Origin of the sequence: Pseudoalteromonas aurantia 208, from assembly GCF_014858725.1 — a bacterium.
GTDB classification, from domain to species: Bacteria; Pseudomonadota; Gammaproteobacteria; order Enterobacterales; family Alteromonadaceae; genus Pseudoalteromonas; species Pseudoalteromonas aurantia.
This window is the reverse complement of sequence record NZ_AQGV01000012.1, coordinates 1,980,605-1,996,926: the sequence shown is the minus strand read 5'-3', so window position 1 is coordinate 1,996,926 and position 16,322 is coordinate 1,980,605. Positions and strand designations below refer to the sequence as shown.

General features: G+C 41.3%; 15 protein-coding genes. 10 read left to right on the top strand and 5 right to left on the bottom strand.

Features of this window, described 5'->3' with window-relative positions; genetic code table 11:
- Positions 1–75: 75 nt before the first annotated feature.
- Both PAUR_RS12405 and PAUR_RS12400 read right to left on the bottom strand, forming a co-directional pair.
- Positions 76–2,289, bottom strand: a complete 2,214-nt coding sequence (locus PAUR_RS12405) for an EAL domain-containing protein (RefSeq protein WP_192508034.1) — start codon at positions 2,287–2,289, stop codon at positions 76–78.
- A 162-nt stretch (positions 2,290–2,451) separates the two neighbouring features.
- Positions 2,452–2,892, bottom strand: coding sequence for a hypothetical protein (locus PAUR_RS12400; RefSeq protein ID WP_192508033.1), 441 nt, complete (start codon positions 2,890–2,892; stop codon positions 2,452–2,454).
- 310 nt (positions 2,893–3,202) lie between these two features.
- Between PAUR_RS12400 and PAUR_RS12395 the strand changes: the two genes are divergently transcribed.
- On the top strand, positions 3,203–3,976 hold the full coding sequence (locus PAUR_RS12395; RefSeq protein ID WP_192508032.1) for a peptidylprolyl isomerase: 774 nt from the start codon (positions 3,203–3,205) through the stop codon (positions 3,974–3,976).
- A gap of 60 nt (positions 3,977–4,036) precedes the next feature.
- Here the strand turns inward: PAUR_RS12395 and PAUR_RS12390 are convergent, their stop codons facing one another.
- Positions 4,037–5,296, bottom strand: a complete 1,260-nt coding sequence (locus PAUR_RS12390; protein ID WP_192508031.1) for an aromatic amino acid transport family protein — start codon at positions 5,294–5,296, stop codon at positions 4,037–4,039.
- A gap of 318 nt (positions 5,297–5,614) precedes the next feature.
- On the opposite strand from PAUR_RS12390, the gene PAUR_RS12385 reads away from it, so the two are divergent.
- Positions 5,615–7,330, top strand: coding sequence for an alkaline phosphatase D family protein (locus tag PAUR_RS12385; protein WP_192508030.1), 1,716 nt, complete (start codon positions 5,615–5,617; stop codon positions 7,328–7,330).
- Positions 7,331–7,479: 149 nt separating this feature from the next.
- Here the strand turns inward: PAUR_RS12385 and PAUR_RS12380 are convergent, their stop codons facing one another.
- Positions 7,480–7,995: a hypothetical protein gene (locus tag PAUR_RS12380; RefSeq protein ID WP_192508029.1), complete on the bottom strand. Its 516-nt coding sequence runs from the start codon at positions 7,993–7,995 to the stop codon at positions 7,480–7,482.
- A gap of 246 nt (positions 7,996–8,241) precedes the next feature.
- On the opposite strand from PAUR_RS12380, the gene cyoA reads away from it, so the two are divergent.
- Genes cyoA through PAUR_RS12340 form a run of 8 tightly spaced genes read left to right on the top strand, consistent with a single transcriptional unit; the run spans position 8,242 to position 14,507 of the window.
- A complete protein-coding gene (gene cyoA, locus PAUR_RS12375; protein ID WP_192508028.1) occupies positions 8,242–9,090 on the top strand; it encodes a ubiquinol oxidase subunit II in 849 nt (282 codons plus the stop codon).
- Entirely contained in the window at positions 9,080–11,113 is a 2,034-nt protein-coding gene (gene cyoB, locus PAUR_RS12370; protein WP_192508027.1) for a cytochrome o ubiquinol oxidase subunit I, read from the top strand. Before cyoA ends, cyoB begins: the two co-directional genes overlap by 11 nt.
- Before the next feature lie 19 nt (positions 11,114–11,132).
- Positions 11,133–11,750: a cytochrome o ubiquinol oxidase subunit III gene (gene cyoC / locus PAUR_RS12365; RefSeq protein WP_192508026.1), complete on the top strand. Its 618-nt coding sequence runs from the start codon at positions 11,133–11,135 to the stop codon at positions 11,748–11,750.
- Positions 11,750–12,094, top strand: a complete 345-nt coding sequence (cyoD, locus tag PAUR_RS12360; protein WP_192508025.1) for a cytochrome o ubiquinol oxidase subunit IV — start codon at positions 11,750–11,752, stop codon at positions 12,092–12,094. Before cyoC ends, cyoD begins: the two co-directional genes overlap by 1 nt.
- Position 12,095: 1 nt before the next feature.
- Positions 12,096–12,980 (top strand): heme o synthase, encoded by an 885-nt coding sequence (cyoE, locus tag PAUR_RS12355; RefSeq protein WP_192508024.1) that lies wholly within the window; start codon positions 12,096–12,098, stop codon positions 12,978–12,980.
- Between the two features lie 5 nt (positions 12,981–12,985).
- On the top strand, positions 12,986–13,588 hold the full coding sequence (locus tag PAUR_RS12350; protein ID WP_171044271.1) for an SCO family protein: 603 nt from the start codon (positions 12,986–12,988) through the stop codon (positions 13,586–13,588).
- Positions 13,585–14,082 (top strand): hypothetical protein, encoded by a 498-nt coding sequence (locus PAUR_RS12345; protein WP_192508023.1) that lies wholly within the window; start codon positions 13,585–13,587, stop codon positions 14,080–14,082. The genes PAUR_RS12350 and PAUR_RS12345 overlap by 4 nt, the downstream gene beginning before the upstream one ends.
- A gap of 50 nt (positions 14,083–14,132) precedes the next feature.
- A complete protein-coding gene (locus tag PAUR_RS12340) occupies positions 14,133–14,507 on the top strand; it encodes a hypothetical protein (RefSeq protein ID WP_192508022.1) in 375 nt (124 codons plus the stop codon).
- A gap of 21 nt (positions 14,508–14,528) precedes the next feature.
- On the opposite strand, the gene PAUR_RS12335 is transcribed toward PAUR_RS12340, so the two are convergent.
- Entirely contained in the window at positions 14,529–16,313 is a 1,785-nt protein-coding gene (locus PAUR_RS12335) for a diflavin oxidoreductase (RefSeq protein ID WP_192508021.1), read from the bottom strand.
- Between the last annotated feature and the right edge of the window lie 9 nt (positions 16,314–16,322).

Below are 16,322 nucleotides of genomic sequence, written 5' to 3'. Positions count from 1 at the left end.
TGCTTAAAACATATTTTAAGATTGAAGCGGCGATTCGCCGCTGTCATTATTAAGGCTATTGGGTTTACATCTGGTTTAGTAGGTACGCAGCCCACTTTGTATTTCATTGACGAATTCACTCAGCACTTGCTCTATAGGCTGAGGCTTTGAGTATAAATAGCCTTGAAACTCTTGCATGCCTAGGCTTGCGAGTGCGTCACGTTGTATAGGTGTTTCAACGCCTTCAGCGAGTGCTGCAATCCCCATTTCAGCACATATTTTTACCATTCCACTGAGTAATGCGTGCTGGTTTCTGTCGCTATCAATTCGATCGAGTAAGCTGCGATCAAATTTAAGGCGAGTGATAGGGTATTCAATTAAGCGGGCGATATTTGAGTACCCTGTGCCGAAGTCATCGATTGCAATTTTTACGCCATACTGACTTAACGACTTTAATTGCATTAAAGTATGTGCTCTGTCATTTGCAATACTGTACTCGGTTAATTCAAGTTCAATCGCGCTAGGACTGAGTCGGTGATCCGATAAGTGAGCTTTTATTTGAGCGGCAAAGTCGTCTTGTTCTAAGTCTTGTGCACTGACATTCACTGCAACGGGAATTGGTAGCTCAGGATAGTGAGATAGAGTTTGGCATAATTTTCTTATAATATGCTGAGTTAGCATCTCAATTAAGCCAAACTCTTCGGCGATAGCAATAAATTCGCCTGCGGGGACAAAACCAAGCAATTTACAATTCCAGCGTGCTAGCGCCTCAAAACCAATAAGGCGACTGCAAGAGAAATGCTTACCTTGTAAGTATATTTCAAGTTCATCTTGTTCAAGTGCCTTTTCAAGTAAAAGTGCCATTTCGTGGCGAGCGAGTCGTTGTTTTTTGATACTAAAGTCAAAAATAGAGCATAAAGAGTTTGATTGGCGTAGCTCGCATGCTTGCACTGCGTTTTTGATTAGACGTTCAGCGCTATATCCATGCTGAGGGTAGGCAGCGAGAGAAATGGCATATTTTGCATGGTATTGTAGCTCTCCAAGCTTCACCCAAAAGTCCAAATTATTCTGCCAATGTTTAGCAACTGTTAGTAATGACTCATGGTACTGAGCAATAAAACCAATTCTACCCGAGCCTAAATAAGCAACAGAACTGCCAGCTTGAGGGTAGTGCTCAAACAGCTTATTAATATGTTTATATAGCAACTTCCTTTGTTCAGCGGTGATACCATGTTCCAACATTTGTAAGTTTTGATTATCTGCAATGGCTATCGCAAAGGGTTCTCCTCCTTGAATGGCTGTGTCAATTTGTTCTGTTAACCATGTCGTATTTGGCAAATTGACGTGGGTATTGAAATATTTTGTTTGATGGTGTTGGGCTCCGAGCGCTTTGAACTGCTGTTGTAAGTAGAATTGTTCTGATGCGTCACTTAAATACCATGCTGATAGTGATTTTTCATGATGCTCTTGCGCGTCAATTTGTACAATAGCATTGTTGACCTTATAGAGTTTTGTGGTGTGATCAAGTGCCGCATTTAAGACATGGCTAATTGGGCAAGGTAACGGGTGATGATATAAGTTTAATAGCTGTTTAGCTTTTTGGTTTGCTTCAACTATTTGCTGTTCTTCGTTGACTAATATGATCGCAGAATAGGCTTTTTGAAAGAATTTTCGATATAAGTTCTTTTGTTTCTCTAAAAGTTTTGTGTGTTTTTGAAACTGTTTATGTAGGCGGTTTGCTGCCAAGCTTGTTCTCCACACCGCTAAAGGAATACAAATGTTGAAAAAGAAAAACACTAAGCAATGAACGTAATAATTGGCGTTATTGAGCACTTCATTTTGGGCATTGAGCACTGAGGTGCTGAGATCTTGAAAAATAAAATACAGAGGAATTAGGTTAAGAATTGCGTAGCAAGAGGCCGTTTTTTGTCCGATTAATAATAAAGCAATGATGGGGGTAACGTAGGTAAAAATCGAACCTATTTGTGCTACTTGCAATGCAGGAGTAAATAGGTTTATTGAGATTGCTGCTGCAATAATGACTAATAATAAAGCATGCGCACAGAGCTGGTAGAATTTTTGGCTTAAACATAACAGAGCGGCCAAAATGGTCGTTAAGCTCAGTGCAACTTGTAAGTTCTGAGTATTTTTTGTGTCATTTAAGGCATGAAGATTATGGAGTAATATGACAACGCAGATACTCAACATGGTTACTAAAATGATGCGAAGGGCACTGATCCGCCAATTGACCATTTGTTGTGGTAATTGAACATTGTCATCGAGATAAAAAAAGTGTCGCAAGTTATACAAGATAATTCATTTAAATCATTTGGTTTGCAACAATAGTAACGGTAAGTTATCAGCGCTGCAATTGTTATAAGTCTATAAAACTAGCCTTTTTAATGATAGCGCTGTCATTTTTTTTGTTGTGGTTTTTATATTTTTATTGCGCTTCAATGTTAATTAAGTGATCTATTGCTGGAGATACTGCCTTTGAAATAACTTTGCCATTTCAGTGCAGGTGATCATACGAGCCAATATATCTATTGAGGGGAGTTGTCGATTAAGTGTTTCAAATTCTGAGAACAAGGCGAGCATGGGCTGACTATTTCTGCGTGTAATGAGAATGATCAATAATGCTTCATCCATATACTCCTGACTACGGATCTCATTTGTTAAATCGATGAGGTGACCTGTAAATTGTGAATGAGATAATAATTGGCTTTCGTTTACGCCAATAAATGTTAAGGGGATACAGGCTGAATCGTTTTTATATGCGCCATGTAATATAAAAGGCGTGTTGCTGGTCAAGTGTATGTAATTTGGTGAGCTTAAACTCTCATTGATCTGCTTAATGCATAATCGAGCTGTGTCGATAAAACTGTTTTGTGGTACTGATGTTATGATGCTCAAGTTAGTCACTCCTTGTTTCTTACATTGATGACATTCTTTCATAGTCAAATATGAAAAAATTAATAAACCTGAAATTTAAGAAAAAATGTACTTTTTGGGATAGTCACTGTGATACGTTTAAAGCTATTAATATGTTGCAGTATGTGCACTAGTCAGGGGTTTTATGGCATGCATTTGTAACATAAGTCATTAAATATGTTACCTTTTGTAACTCTGCTCTGTTTTTATGGTTATTTGTTTTTATTGCCGTTATTCTTTGCTCTATTAACAATAATTTTACCGCGTGCGATGATTTTATAGGTAACCATATATGAATAAAATGAAAGAATGCTCCATAGCTTCAGCACTGTTGACGTGTTTTAGTGCGTCTGCGACCATTGTTGAATTTAACACGACTCAAGGCTCTTTTCAGGTCAACTTATATGACCAAACGACACCGGAGACCGTTGGCAACTTTTTACGCTATGTGAATCAAGCGCGCTATGTCGATTCGACAGTACACCGCAGTGTACCAAACTTTGTCGTCCAAGGCGGCGGCTATAAATATGATGGTAGCATTCCACTGACTGCGATAGAAACAAATACACCAGTTGTAAATGAGCCTAAGTTGTCTAATATTCGTGGCACTATTGCAATGGCTAAATTGCAAAACCAGCCAAATAGCGCAACCAGTCAGTGGTATATAAACTTGAAGGATAATAGTACAAGCTTAGACTCTGACAATGGGGGTTATACTGTATTTGGGGAAGTGATTGGCACTCAAGGGATGGCGATTGTTGATAAAATTTCGAACTTAAATCGCTGCGGCGAGGTGCCTGTAGTGAATTATACATCGGCTCAATGCGTGGATACCGATACAAACCCAGATGGAGGTAACCTCGTATCCGTGACGAGCGTTGCTATCATTGATTCAGATCCAACAACGGCGAATGATTTGTCTCCACCCGTTAATGTTTTAGTAAATAAAGTGCCTACACCAACACCTGAACCACAACCGACAGGGTCTTCATCAAGTGGCTCGTTATTTTTTAGTATTGTGCTGATGACGGGCGTGTTAAGACGTCGGTTTGTTGGCGTACGTTAGTTTGTAGAAGTTTATATAAGAAACTCAGTTTTAACCACTGAGTCTCTTTTATATCAGGTATTATCCAAGCATATTAAACAGTAATGCCGACACAGACAGTACGCCGACAGCTAAAACAAAGTACGTGCCTAGTTTTCCTTTGTATTGTTGCAATGCAGGTACTTTATAGACAGCAATCGTTGGCATGATAAATAAAATCATGGCAATAATAGGTCCGGAAATAGCGCCCATCATATCGAGAATACTAGGATTAAGTACGGCACAGACCCAAATAGCGATAAACATCAGTGCGACACCCAGTTTGTCTATCGTGGCGATTGTGAGTGATGTTTGCTTACTCATTAAGCCATTAAAGCTTTCTCGTGCACCTAAAAAATGGCCTAAAAACGATGACGTAATAGCAATAAAAGCCACCAGAGGGCCCAGCATCGCAATATAGGGGTTGTCATAAACATTGGCCAAGTAAGACAGCACCGAGACGTTCGCCTGTTTTGCTTGCGTCATTTGCTCGGGTGATAAAGACAATACACAAGAGAATACAAATAACAGCACAAATACTATCAACATGATTGATGTACATTGCAGAATTTTTTCTGATTTGCTAACTGCACGTTCTTTATAATGACGGCGTTGTACATTCACAAAGCTTGAGATAGCCGCTGCATGGCTAAAAGAAAACACCACAATTGGTACTGATAACCATAGGGTTTGGGTAAGACTTACCGCATCGGGTGTATTGATAACTGGGATTTGCCAATTAGGGACTAAATATAATGATAAGAATAAAAGTACTGCGACTAATGGATATACAAGTGCCGAAAAAGTGCGCATCAGTAGCTTTTCACCACCCATCATAATTGCAATCATGCCAGCGACTAATATACCAGAAAGAACCACTCTTGGTGGTGACTCTAATACTAACTGGTTAACGATAAAGCTATCGACCGTATTGGTCAATCCGACACCATAGATGAGTAAAATAGGAAAAATTGAAAAAAAGTATAGTAGCGAAATTAACCGCCCGGCTCCCGCACCAAAATGCTCCTCAACAACATCTGTAAAGTCTGCATCAGCTTGCTTCGAAGACAGTACAAAACGGGCTAACCCTCGATGTGCTAAATACGTCATTGGGAATGCCAATACGGTCATGATCAGTAATGGCCAGAAACCACCGATCCCAATATTAATGGGTAAAAATAAAATACCAGCACCGACGGCGGTACCAAATAAGCTTAGCACCCACTGTGTATCATGCTGATTCCAGCGTCCTCTACTGTCTGAAGGTATATCGTGTGATATCGCTTCTGAGGCGTTACTCATACTTTTTATCCTATTCATTAGAATTATATTTGGGCGGCATCATATAGAAAATGAAGAGGTGATGCATGTATTTGGCGCCAGTTAAGCATTGCTATGCAGTAAACATCTATTGACGCATAAAAATTGTTCAAGATAACCAGTAATATTTCATAATAAAAGTATGGAGTTACTTTAATATTCCACACATCTAACAATGAGGTCACTTGGTATCTACTTATTGAGCAAATTCATCATTGTGGTGTGACCAGTCGTACAATTGTCATCTCTCATCATTATTATGCTGGTTCTTCAATTAAAGTAGTGATGTAAGGAACAACAATGGGCACGTTATCACGTCGTGATTTTATGAAAAGCGCTTTGCTTGGTATGGGGGCTACAACCGTCGCTCTATCATTGGTCGGCTGTGGTAGCAGTCATGATAAAGCCTCACTCGCGAGTAACGAAGTTGAGATTGATTTTAAGCACGGGGTTGCCAGCGGGGATCCGCTAGCAGATAGTATAATCTTGTGGACAAGAGTGACACCAGAGGGTGACCCTAATCATATAAACTTAACACTTCAAGTGTCTGAGGAAGATGAATTTACGGTTGCTGCTATGAGCCAGAGCGTGGTTGCATTGAAGAACAGTGATTATACCGTCAAAGTTGATTTAGCAGGTTTAAAAGCCAATACTCGATATTATTATCGATTTGTTACTGATGGCACGGTTTCCCCCATTGGGCAATGTAAAACGCTTCCGCAAAGTGACGTATCTCATGTTAAGTTTGCGGTGCTGTCCTGTGCTAATTACCCCGCAGGTTATTTTCACGCATACGCACACGCGGCTACAATGAATGACCTTGATGCGGTATTACACCTAGGCGATTACATTTACGAGTACGGCATGGGTGAATATGCAACCGAACACGCCGAAGCCTTAGGCCGAGCGCTTGATGATGATAATAGTGATGAAGTTATTACGCTTGAAGAATATCGAAAACGCTACGCCAAATATCGAACAGACGATGGGTTGCAGGCATTGCATCAAAAAGCGCCTTTTATTGCTGTATGGGATGACCATGAAATATGTAATGATACCTACACAACAGGTGCTGAAAATCATAATGCAGGAGAGGGGGAGTTTAGTGAGAGAAAACTTGCGGCACTGCAAGCGTATTATGAATGGATGCCCGTTCGTCCATATGTAATAGACCAGACAGAGGCGCTATACAGGAAGTTCGAATTTGGTGATTTGGTGTCGCTTTATATGCTCGATACGCGCAATGAAGCCCGAGCAAAATCACTAGAGTATCGGGATTACCTAGATACAACTTCTGGAGCGATGGACTTTGCAAGTTTTCAGGCTGATTTAGTCACACCTAAGCAACAACTGCTGGGCACAAAACAGCTCACCTGGTTGACAGATAGTATGAAAACGTCGAATGCTAAATGGCAAGTGTTGGGGCAACAAGTGTTGATGACTAAAATGATGATGCCTGCTGAGTTATTGACAGCATTGGCTAATCCATCAACGTCAATGGCGGAGCAATTGTTAGCGTTAGCACAAATTAAAGGGCGTGCAAAGGAGGGGGATCCATCTCTAACGGAACAAGAGTTGACGAGAGTCAATTTTGTGGCACCTTACAATTTAGACGCCTGGGATGGTTACCCTGTTGAACGTGAAGTGGTGTTACAGACGGCAAAAGTGGCAAACAAAAACTTAGTGGTGCTTGCTGGTGATACTCATAATGCGTGGTCGGGTAGATTATGTAATGCACAAGGAGATGTGTGCGGCTATGAGTTTGCAACACCAGGTGTGAGTTCTCCAGGGTTAGAGTACTACCTTAAATTGCCTGATGAGCAAGCTAAGCAATTTGCGAACGCGCTACAACTGTTAATTGACGATCTGGACTTTGCTAATATTCACCAGCGTGGTTTTATGACCGTCACATTTACTGCTGATTCAGTGGACAGTGAATGGCACTTTGTCAGCTCGGTACATGAAAAAGCCTTTACGATCCGTAACAGTAGTTTGCAACAACGTGCGGTGGGGTAGGTTGCCATACAGATTGTATAAATAATTGATAATAGTTAGAGAGTAAATATCAACTTTGAATTTATTAAGCCACCAGTGCCAAGCAACAGGGTGCTACTGACGGCACAGGTGGTTAACTTGCATTTTATTCAGCATATTGGCTAATTTTCTTAATCAGGAATAGGCGAAGCCAAATTAGAGCTGTCGGCTAAAAACTGTGCTTGGGCATGGGCATCGAGTTGTTGCTCGACTTTTTTCGACTGCGCTTTTTCTACATCAATAATAATAATGACTTCACCTGAGTCGAGTCGCTCATTAATGACTGATTTAAAGTATCCATCGAATGATCCACCCGTAATGAGCAATATAAAGTTTATCACTACATAAGCACATATCGCGGCAAATATGGCCCAAAGTAATTGACTATTAAGCGTGTTAGTTGACAGTGCAATGATTGCAACGATGATGGCTGATATCCCGAAAGACATTATTTTTGCACGTTTTTTAGCGGCAATAATATCCGTTTTATCAATGTTAGATGACCCGTGCAAATGATGAGATTTGATGCCACTATCGTCGCGACTGAGCACATAAAAGTGATGATCGTCTATGCCTAACTTATGTACCTCATCGGAAATAGACTCTGCATCATCTAGGTTGTTGGTCGCATAAAACAGTCTTTTCATTGTGCCCCCAATAAATACTTGATTGATATGACCTTAAATTAGTGTAGTTGCCATACGTCAAAAGATAAAAAAAATCTTTGATCTACATCAAGTAGGGGGTTGAGTTTCTGTCTAACAACATTTAAGATCGCAACGGAAATGCAAATGGTAATTATTATCATATTAACTTAATATTCTGGTTCGATATTTATGCTTTGAATAAGAAGCGCAAATATTCGTTTAGAATGGAAATCAGATAGGTTTCGTATGCTTAAAAAGTTGTTGCTGAGCTTCGTTATTATTATGCTCATGCTGTCTCTGAGTGGTTGTGAACTGGCACTGTTTGACCCGAAAGGACCGATTGGTGAACAGGCAAAAGACCTTATTTTAATCTCTACTGGCTTGCTCTTAATCGTCATTATTCCTGTTTTGTTTATGTCGATATATTTTCCTTACAAATTTAGAAAGGGTAATACCAAGGCTGAATATAAGCCTCATTGGGAACATTCAACCAAAATCGAAGTCATTGTTTGGTTAGTTCCTTGCTTAATTGTTGCCGCATTGGCGTATGTGACGTATGTCACATCACACTCACTCGATCCAAGGAAACCTCTGGGGAAAGATGAAGATACGCTCACTATTCAGGTTGTGGCATTAGATTGGAAATGGCTATTTATTTATCCTGAGCAACAAATTGCTACGGTGAATGAAATTGCTATTCCAGTTAACAAGCCTATCGAGTTTTTGATCACCTCAGATACGGTTATGAATTCTTTCTTTATACCCCGTTTGGGAAGTCAAATTTATGCCATGGCAGGTATGGAAAACCGTTTGAACCTGATGGCGTCGGAAGAAGGGGTGTTTAGAGGTTTATCGGCAAACTACAGTGGGTTTGGTTTTTCGGGTATGAAGTTTAAAACGCATTCAGTATCAGATGAAGCATTTGAGCAGTGGGTTGATAAAGTTAAAACCTCTCCGAAAGTACTGGATAACACGACTTATCAAGCATTGACAGTAAAGTCTAAAGACAATGAGGTTGAACATTTCGCCGATGTTGATCCATTGCATTTCAAGAAAACCATAGAAAAATATACTGGGGTACAAAATGGGCAGTAAAGCCACCATTATTACAGATCCAGATCCGCTTACGGGTAAGTTGACATGGGATTCTATTCCAGTCCATGACCCGGTTATTTTGCCGGTAATGATTGCCGTTGCGTTGGGTGGTATCTTCTTATTCGCACTCATAACCAAAATGGGTAAATGGCGTTACCTATGGGACGAATGGATAACGTCAGTTGACCATAAAAAAATAGGCATAATGTATATTATTGCCGCGATCATCATGTTAGTACGTGGTTTTGCAGATGCCCTGATGATGCGAGCACAGCAAGCTCTTGCCACCGCAGATAGTGTGGGTGCAGGTTACTTACCTCCAGAGCATTACGACCAGATATTTACCGCGCATGGCGTGATCATGATCTTCTTCGTCGCCATGCCATTGGTTGTGGGGTTAATGAACATTGTGGTGCCACTGCAAATTGGCGCAAGAGATGTGGCATTTCCTTTCTTAAATTCATTGAGTTTTTGGCTATTTGTGGTCGGTGCAGTATTAGTTAACGTGTCGCTGTTTGTAGGTGAATTCGCCGCAACCGGTTGGTTGGCATATCCTCCCTTATCTGGGTTGGAGTACAGTCCCTGGGTCGGGGTTGATTATTGGCTCTGGGCGTTACAGATCTCGGGGATAGGGACCTTGCTTACGGGGATTAACTTTTTCGTAACGATTCTTAGAATGCGTGCGCCTGGCATGAAGTTAATGCAAATGCCTGTATTCACGTGGACTTCGCTGTGTGCGAACGTGTTGATCATTATCTCGTTCCCTATTTTAACGGTGACCATTACCTTACTGACCCTTGATAGATATATTGGCACGAACTTCTTTACCAATGATCTTGGTGGTAACCAGATGATGTATGTGAACCTCATTTGGGCATGGGGTCACCCGGAAGTGTATATCTTAATTTTACCTGCTTTTGGTATTTTTTCTGAAATAACAGCGACCTTCTCTCGCAAACGCTTATTTGGTTATACGTCACTGGTGTGGGCGACTGCGGTGATCATGGTGCTGTCTATGGTCGTTTGGTTACACCACTTCTTTACCATGGGGGCTGGGGCGAGTGTGAATGCCTTCTTCGGCATTGCCACCATGATCATATCCGTCCCCACCGGGGTAAAGATATTTAATTGGCTATTTACCATGTATAAAGGTCGCGTGGAGTTTTCTGCGGCAATGTGGTGGACATGTAGCTTCTTATTTACCTTTACAATCGGTGGGATGACAGGTGTCATGTTGGCGGTGCCAGCAGCAGACTTTGTGTTACACAATAGCTTGTTCCTTATTGCGCATTTTCATAATGTGATCATTGGCGGTGCCGTGTTTGGTTACTTTGCAGGTATGACTTATTGGTTCCCGAAAGCAACAGGTTTTATGCTCGATGAAAAGCTTGGAAAAATAGCCTGTGCGTTGTGGACGGTCGGCTTCTTCGCGGCCTTTATGCCACTGTATATTTTGGGCTTTAATGGCATGACACGTCGTCTGAACTATTACGATAACCCAGAGTGGACACCGTTATTGTGGATTGCTGCTGGTGGTGCATTGATTGTGTTGGCTGGGATTATGACGCAGTTCTATCAAATTTTTGTCAGTATTCGTGACCGCCATAAAAACAAAGATGTGACGGGCGATCCTTGGAATGCACGGACGCTGGAATGGGCAACATCTTCACCTCCGCCATTTTACAACTTTGCGGAGCTGCCGAAAATTCATGACAGAGATGAACATTATTATAAGAAAGAGCACGGATTAGCATACCAAGCACCGGATAAGTATAAAAAGATCCATATGCCTAAAAACACTTGGGCAGGTGTGGTGATCAGTGCTTTCTCATTAATGATGGGTTTCGCATTTATTTGGCATATTTGGTGGATGGCTGCATTTGGTTTCCTTGGCATGATTGCATCTTGGATCATGTACTCATTTGAACGTAATAAAGACTATTACGTGCCAGTTGAGCAGGTAGAAGAAATTGAAGCAAAACATCTAGATGCTGTTAGGCAGCACGCTCAAACTAACAGCTAAAAGAGGATTGGAATTGACTATGTCTCAAAGTCACGCAACTGGTCATGATGAAATAGATCATCATGACCACGATCATCATGACTCAGGTGGTGATACGGTATTTGGTTTTTGGATTTATATCATGAGCGACTGCATTTTGTTTGCAACTTTGTTTGCAACGTATGCGGTACTTAGTGGTGGGTATGCTGGAGGATTAACCCCTAAAGACTTGTTTGATTTGAACTTTGTCGCTGTAGAAACAGCGCTGTTGTTGTTTAGTAGCTTTACCTTTGGTATGGCAATGCTTTATGCCAATAAACGGCATATGAAGGGTATGATCTCATGGTTGGTGTTCACATTGGCACTGGGGTTAGGCTTTCTCGGGATGGAACTTTATGAGTTTTATCATTTTAGTAGCGAAGGCGCGACGCCACAAAGCAGTGCGTATTGGTCTGCGTTTTATGCCTTAGTTGCCACGCACGGGTTACACGTACTCGGTGGCTGTATTTGGATGTTGGTGTTGTTTGCACATTTTAAAAGAGACGGCTTTACCGAAGATAACTTAGTACGTTTGTCTTGTTTAAGTTTGTTCTGGCATTTCCTTGATATTATTTGGATTTGTGTGTTTAGCGTAGTGTATTTATTAGGAGTGATGTAATGAGCACAGCAACTGCAACTGATCACAGTCATGGCGGCGCGGCGCATGGGAGCGTTAAAGAATATATAATTGGTTTAATGCTTTCAATTGTATTAACGGCCATACCTTTTAGCGTACTGATGTATGACTTACTGACCCCAGTGTTGACATTAACGGTGATTTTAGTCTGTGCAATCGCACAAATATTTGTGCAATTGATTTTCTTTTTGCATATGAATTCATCATCTGAACAAATTTGGAATACCACTTCAGCGGTGTTTGTGGTGCTTATTGTTGCGATTGTGGTTATTGGGTCTATTTGGATCATGGAACATTTGAATCACAATATGCTGATGGGCCACTAGCATGTTCAAAGAGTTTTTAGTGCTAACTAAACCTGGGATCATCATGGGCAATTTAATTGCCACTGTCGCAGGTTATTTTCTTGCTGCACAAGGTGATTTTCAATTAGTGACCTTTTTGGCTGTGTGTATTGGTACCTCTGGTGTAATCGCGTCGGGTTGTGTATTTAACAATGTGATAGATCAAGACATTGATAAGCTAATGCAGCGCACGCAGAACCGAGCTTTGGTAAAAAAGGTCATTACCTCTAATGGCGCTTTGCTATATGCCACGTTACTGGGTGCGATTGGGTTCGGTACTTTAGGGTACTTTACTACGGGGATGGCTGTGCTATTTGCTGTGATCGGTTTTGCGGTTTATGTTGGGCTGTATAGCCTGCATTATAAACGCAAATCGGTGTACGGTACTTTAATTGGTAGTATTTCAGGCGCATGCCCACCGGTTATTGGTTACTGCGCGGTGACAGCACAGTTTGATGTGGGGGCGTTGGTTATTTTACTGACATTTTGTTTATGGCAAATTCCACATTCGTATGCCATTGCTATTTATCGTTTTGAAGATTATAAAGCGGCCAATATACCGGTATTACCATTGGTTAACGGTATTGAGTCAGCGCGCAAGCATATGGTGGCTTATATTGTCGCGTTTACGTTGATGGCATTGGCATTGTTTGTGTTTAATTATGTAGGGACTTTATACGCGGTTTCAACGTTACTGATTGGTGTGGTGTGGTTAGCCATTACCATTGTTGACTTTGGTCGCTATGAACAACACATATGGGCAAAGCGTGTATTTGTGGTGTCAATATTGGCGATCACATCATTGAGTATGTTTATGTCGCTGGACTTTGTCAGTCTTGCACCACAAACATTGCTGACGGTGAGGTAACACAAATGCAAGGGAATAATTTACGGAGATTGTTTTTACTCAGTTGTGTACTGGGGGTTGTTGGCTTAGTGATTTTCTATTTAGCCACAACCAGTAAAGACTTTAATCAACCGAAAAAAACCTTTGCAGAGCTCGGCGGGGACTTCACCTTACAAAGTAGTGAAGGCCCCGTGTCATTGTATGATTTTAAAGGGCAAGTTGTGGTGATGTACTTTGGCTATTTATCGTGTGCTGAAGTGTGTCCTAATTCACTTGCTGTTTTAACCGGCGCAATGATGCGGCTCGAAAAGAGTCACCCAAACGCCATTCAAGGGTTATTCGTGACGGTTGACCCAACGCGTGATACGCCTGCTGAATTAAAAGAATATACAGCCTATTTTCATGACGATATTTTGGGGCTTACTGGTACGGTAGAGCAAGTTAAATCGGTCAGTGGTCAGTATGGTGTGTTTTACGATAATAATAATTTAAGTGACTCATTTATGGAGTATTCCGTGTCTCATGCATCACGGTTTTATATTTTAGATAAATCTAGCAAGTTGATCACGGCCATGAGTCATACCACGACCCCGAATGAATTAGCGGCGCAAATTAGAGAGTTATTATGAACCGTTTGATTTTATTGGTTAGTATGCTGACAAGTAGCATGATAAGTGTTCAAAGCTTTGCAAAAACCTCTATGGAAAAAGTATTAGCGGCTAAAACTAATCCGGTGTGTGCTGCGCAGTTGATAGAGCTTGCGACAAACACCATTGGGCTAAATAAACATCGGTTACTTGAATTAAACAGTCAGAGCAAACAACTGCACAGCAGCTTTGTTTCTGGGGTGATCGAATACAAAGACAGACAGAGCCATGTGGTTTATGCGGCCACTAAAGATATTCAAGGCCAGTGCTCGGTGACATTTCAAGAAACGTTTACGGTAAAGTCTCCGTGTATTTTGGTGCGCGAGGAAGTATTTAAAAAATGGCAATATCAAGGCAAGTTAAACAGTAATACGATGGTGTTTAAAAACCAAAGAGATACCAGTATGAGTGGCATGTTGAGTGATGCTTCAGACGGGTCATATTGTTTAGTAAGTCGCCATAAAAACGGGGCCTAGCGTGGCCCTTACGGATGACGAGTTTCGTTAATAACTGAGATGAGGGATTTATGAGTACGCGATTGGTGTTAGAAATCGATGCATACAAAAAAGAGTTTGATAATGCTAATTCAGAACTCAGTGTTAATTCCATGATTTTAAAACACACACCAACAGAGTATGCCAACTTATCCGCATTTCTTGATGCTTGCCACAAAGTAAAGCAAGTATGTATTCGTTATGGTGATGTTCAATGTGTTGCTGACTTACAACTATGGTTGAGAAATAGTATTGTATTGCAATATAGTCGCTGTGAAAATTGTCAAAAGCAGCAAGGAAAATGCATTGCCGAACTCACCAAGTTAGATAAGCAAATTAGCCATGTGTTTCCAAAATTAGGAGGCAATGTGGTACCACTTAAACAACCTTTACGCCTAAAATCTTAGCGTAAAGGTTGCTTTCCGTCTTTAATAAACGTCCCGCACATAGCGTTTTTGTTTTTTCAAATTGGCCATGTATTCTTGCGTTTGACTTTCATCATACTGACCATACTGCTGAATAATGCTCTGCAGCGTTGTATCAACGTCTTTCGCCATTTTATAGGCATCTCCACAGACATACAGATATGCTCCTTGTTCAAGCCAGTTAAATAGGGTTTCACCTTGTGCTAACATTTTATCTTGTACATAGATTTTTTCTGCTTGATCACGAGAAAAGGCCAAGTCTAATCGCGTTAATAGGCCATCTTGATGCATCTGGGTTAACTCTTGCTCATACAAGTAATCGGTTGTTGCATTTCGATCACCAAAAAACAACCAATTATCTCCTGTGGCTTGTGTGGCCTCTCGCTCTTCTAAGAACGCTCTAAATGGTGCAATACCGGTACCTGGGCCAATCATAATAATGGGCGCGGCTAAATCATTGGGTACAGAGAAGTGTTTGTTGGCCGAAAAGTAACAAGTAACTGGCTCTCCTATTTCGACCAGATCGGCTAAGTACGTTGAACACACTCCATTGTGTTGACGTTCATCTTGCGTGTATCTCACACTGGCAATGGTTAAATGTACTTGATCAGGGTGCTTTTTGAGACTCGATGAAATGGAATAGGCTCTAGGTGCCATTGGTTTTGCTAGCTGAATAAACTGTGTAGGTGATAGAGCACTATCTGGGTAACGCTTGAGCAGCTGAACCGTGTCGACGCCCCATAAATAATCACTCATGGCTTGATTATCGCCCAGTCGGGAAAGCAGTTCAGGGCAGCTACTCTGACGTGCTATTTCATGAATGAGATCTTTACTGGGTTGGCGAATTTCGAGTAATTCAGTGAATATGTATTCTAGCTGATCGGTTTTACCATTGTACGTTTCATGTTGCTCTGCTCTGGCATTCAATGCGCTGAGTAAGTCATTAACCAGCGCTGTACTGTTGTGAGCAATAATATTAAGTGCATCGCCAGCATCATACTGTTCTCCAGAGCCCATTAAAGAGAGTTCATAATGAATGGTTTCTTTACTTGAGTACTCATCGGTTAACCGCGTTTTGGTTAAGAGCTGAGCCTGTAGTGGTGACTCTTTATTAAATTTAGCTTTGTGTTTTTTAGGTTTTTGTTCAGAGCTTTGGGCCGACGGTAGCTCTGAACCGCTACCTTTTTGCGCGATTGTGGGCAGTGCTTCAGCCATCCATTGTTCAGCTGGGGCTTCATATGTCACGTCACAATCTATGCGTTGTGCGACTCGGGTAGCACCCAGTTGTTCTAAGCGTTCATCCCATTGAATGCCGGCAATGCAAAAATCATCATAATTGGTGTCACCCAAGGCTAAAACGGAAAAGTAGGTTGATGCAAATGAGGGGGCCGACTCGGCACTTATTTCATCCCACAATAATTGTGCGTTATCGGGCATTTCACCATCACCGTAGGTACTTGTGATCACTAATAGTCGCTCTGCTTCACTTAACTGTGCCACAGAGATATCATCCATATCGAATACCGAAGCCAACAATCCATGGTTTTTGGCCATTTGTGCGGCTTCTTCAGCTAGGTTTTCAGCATTACCGGTTTGCGATCCATAAATTATGGTGAGTGGTTTAATGTGCATGGCTGGCTGAACTGATTGCGCAACCGTTTCTTCTTTTATTAATAAGCGACTATGTAAACCCGCTAAGAAGCCACCGAGCCATTGCTTTTGGTCATCATTGAATGGCATATTTTCTGGTAAATAGGGGACTAATTGGGTGTTATTTGAGTGTGTCATAATACTTTT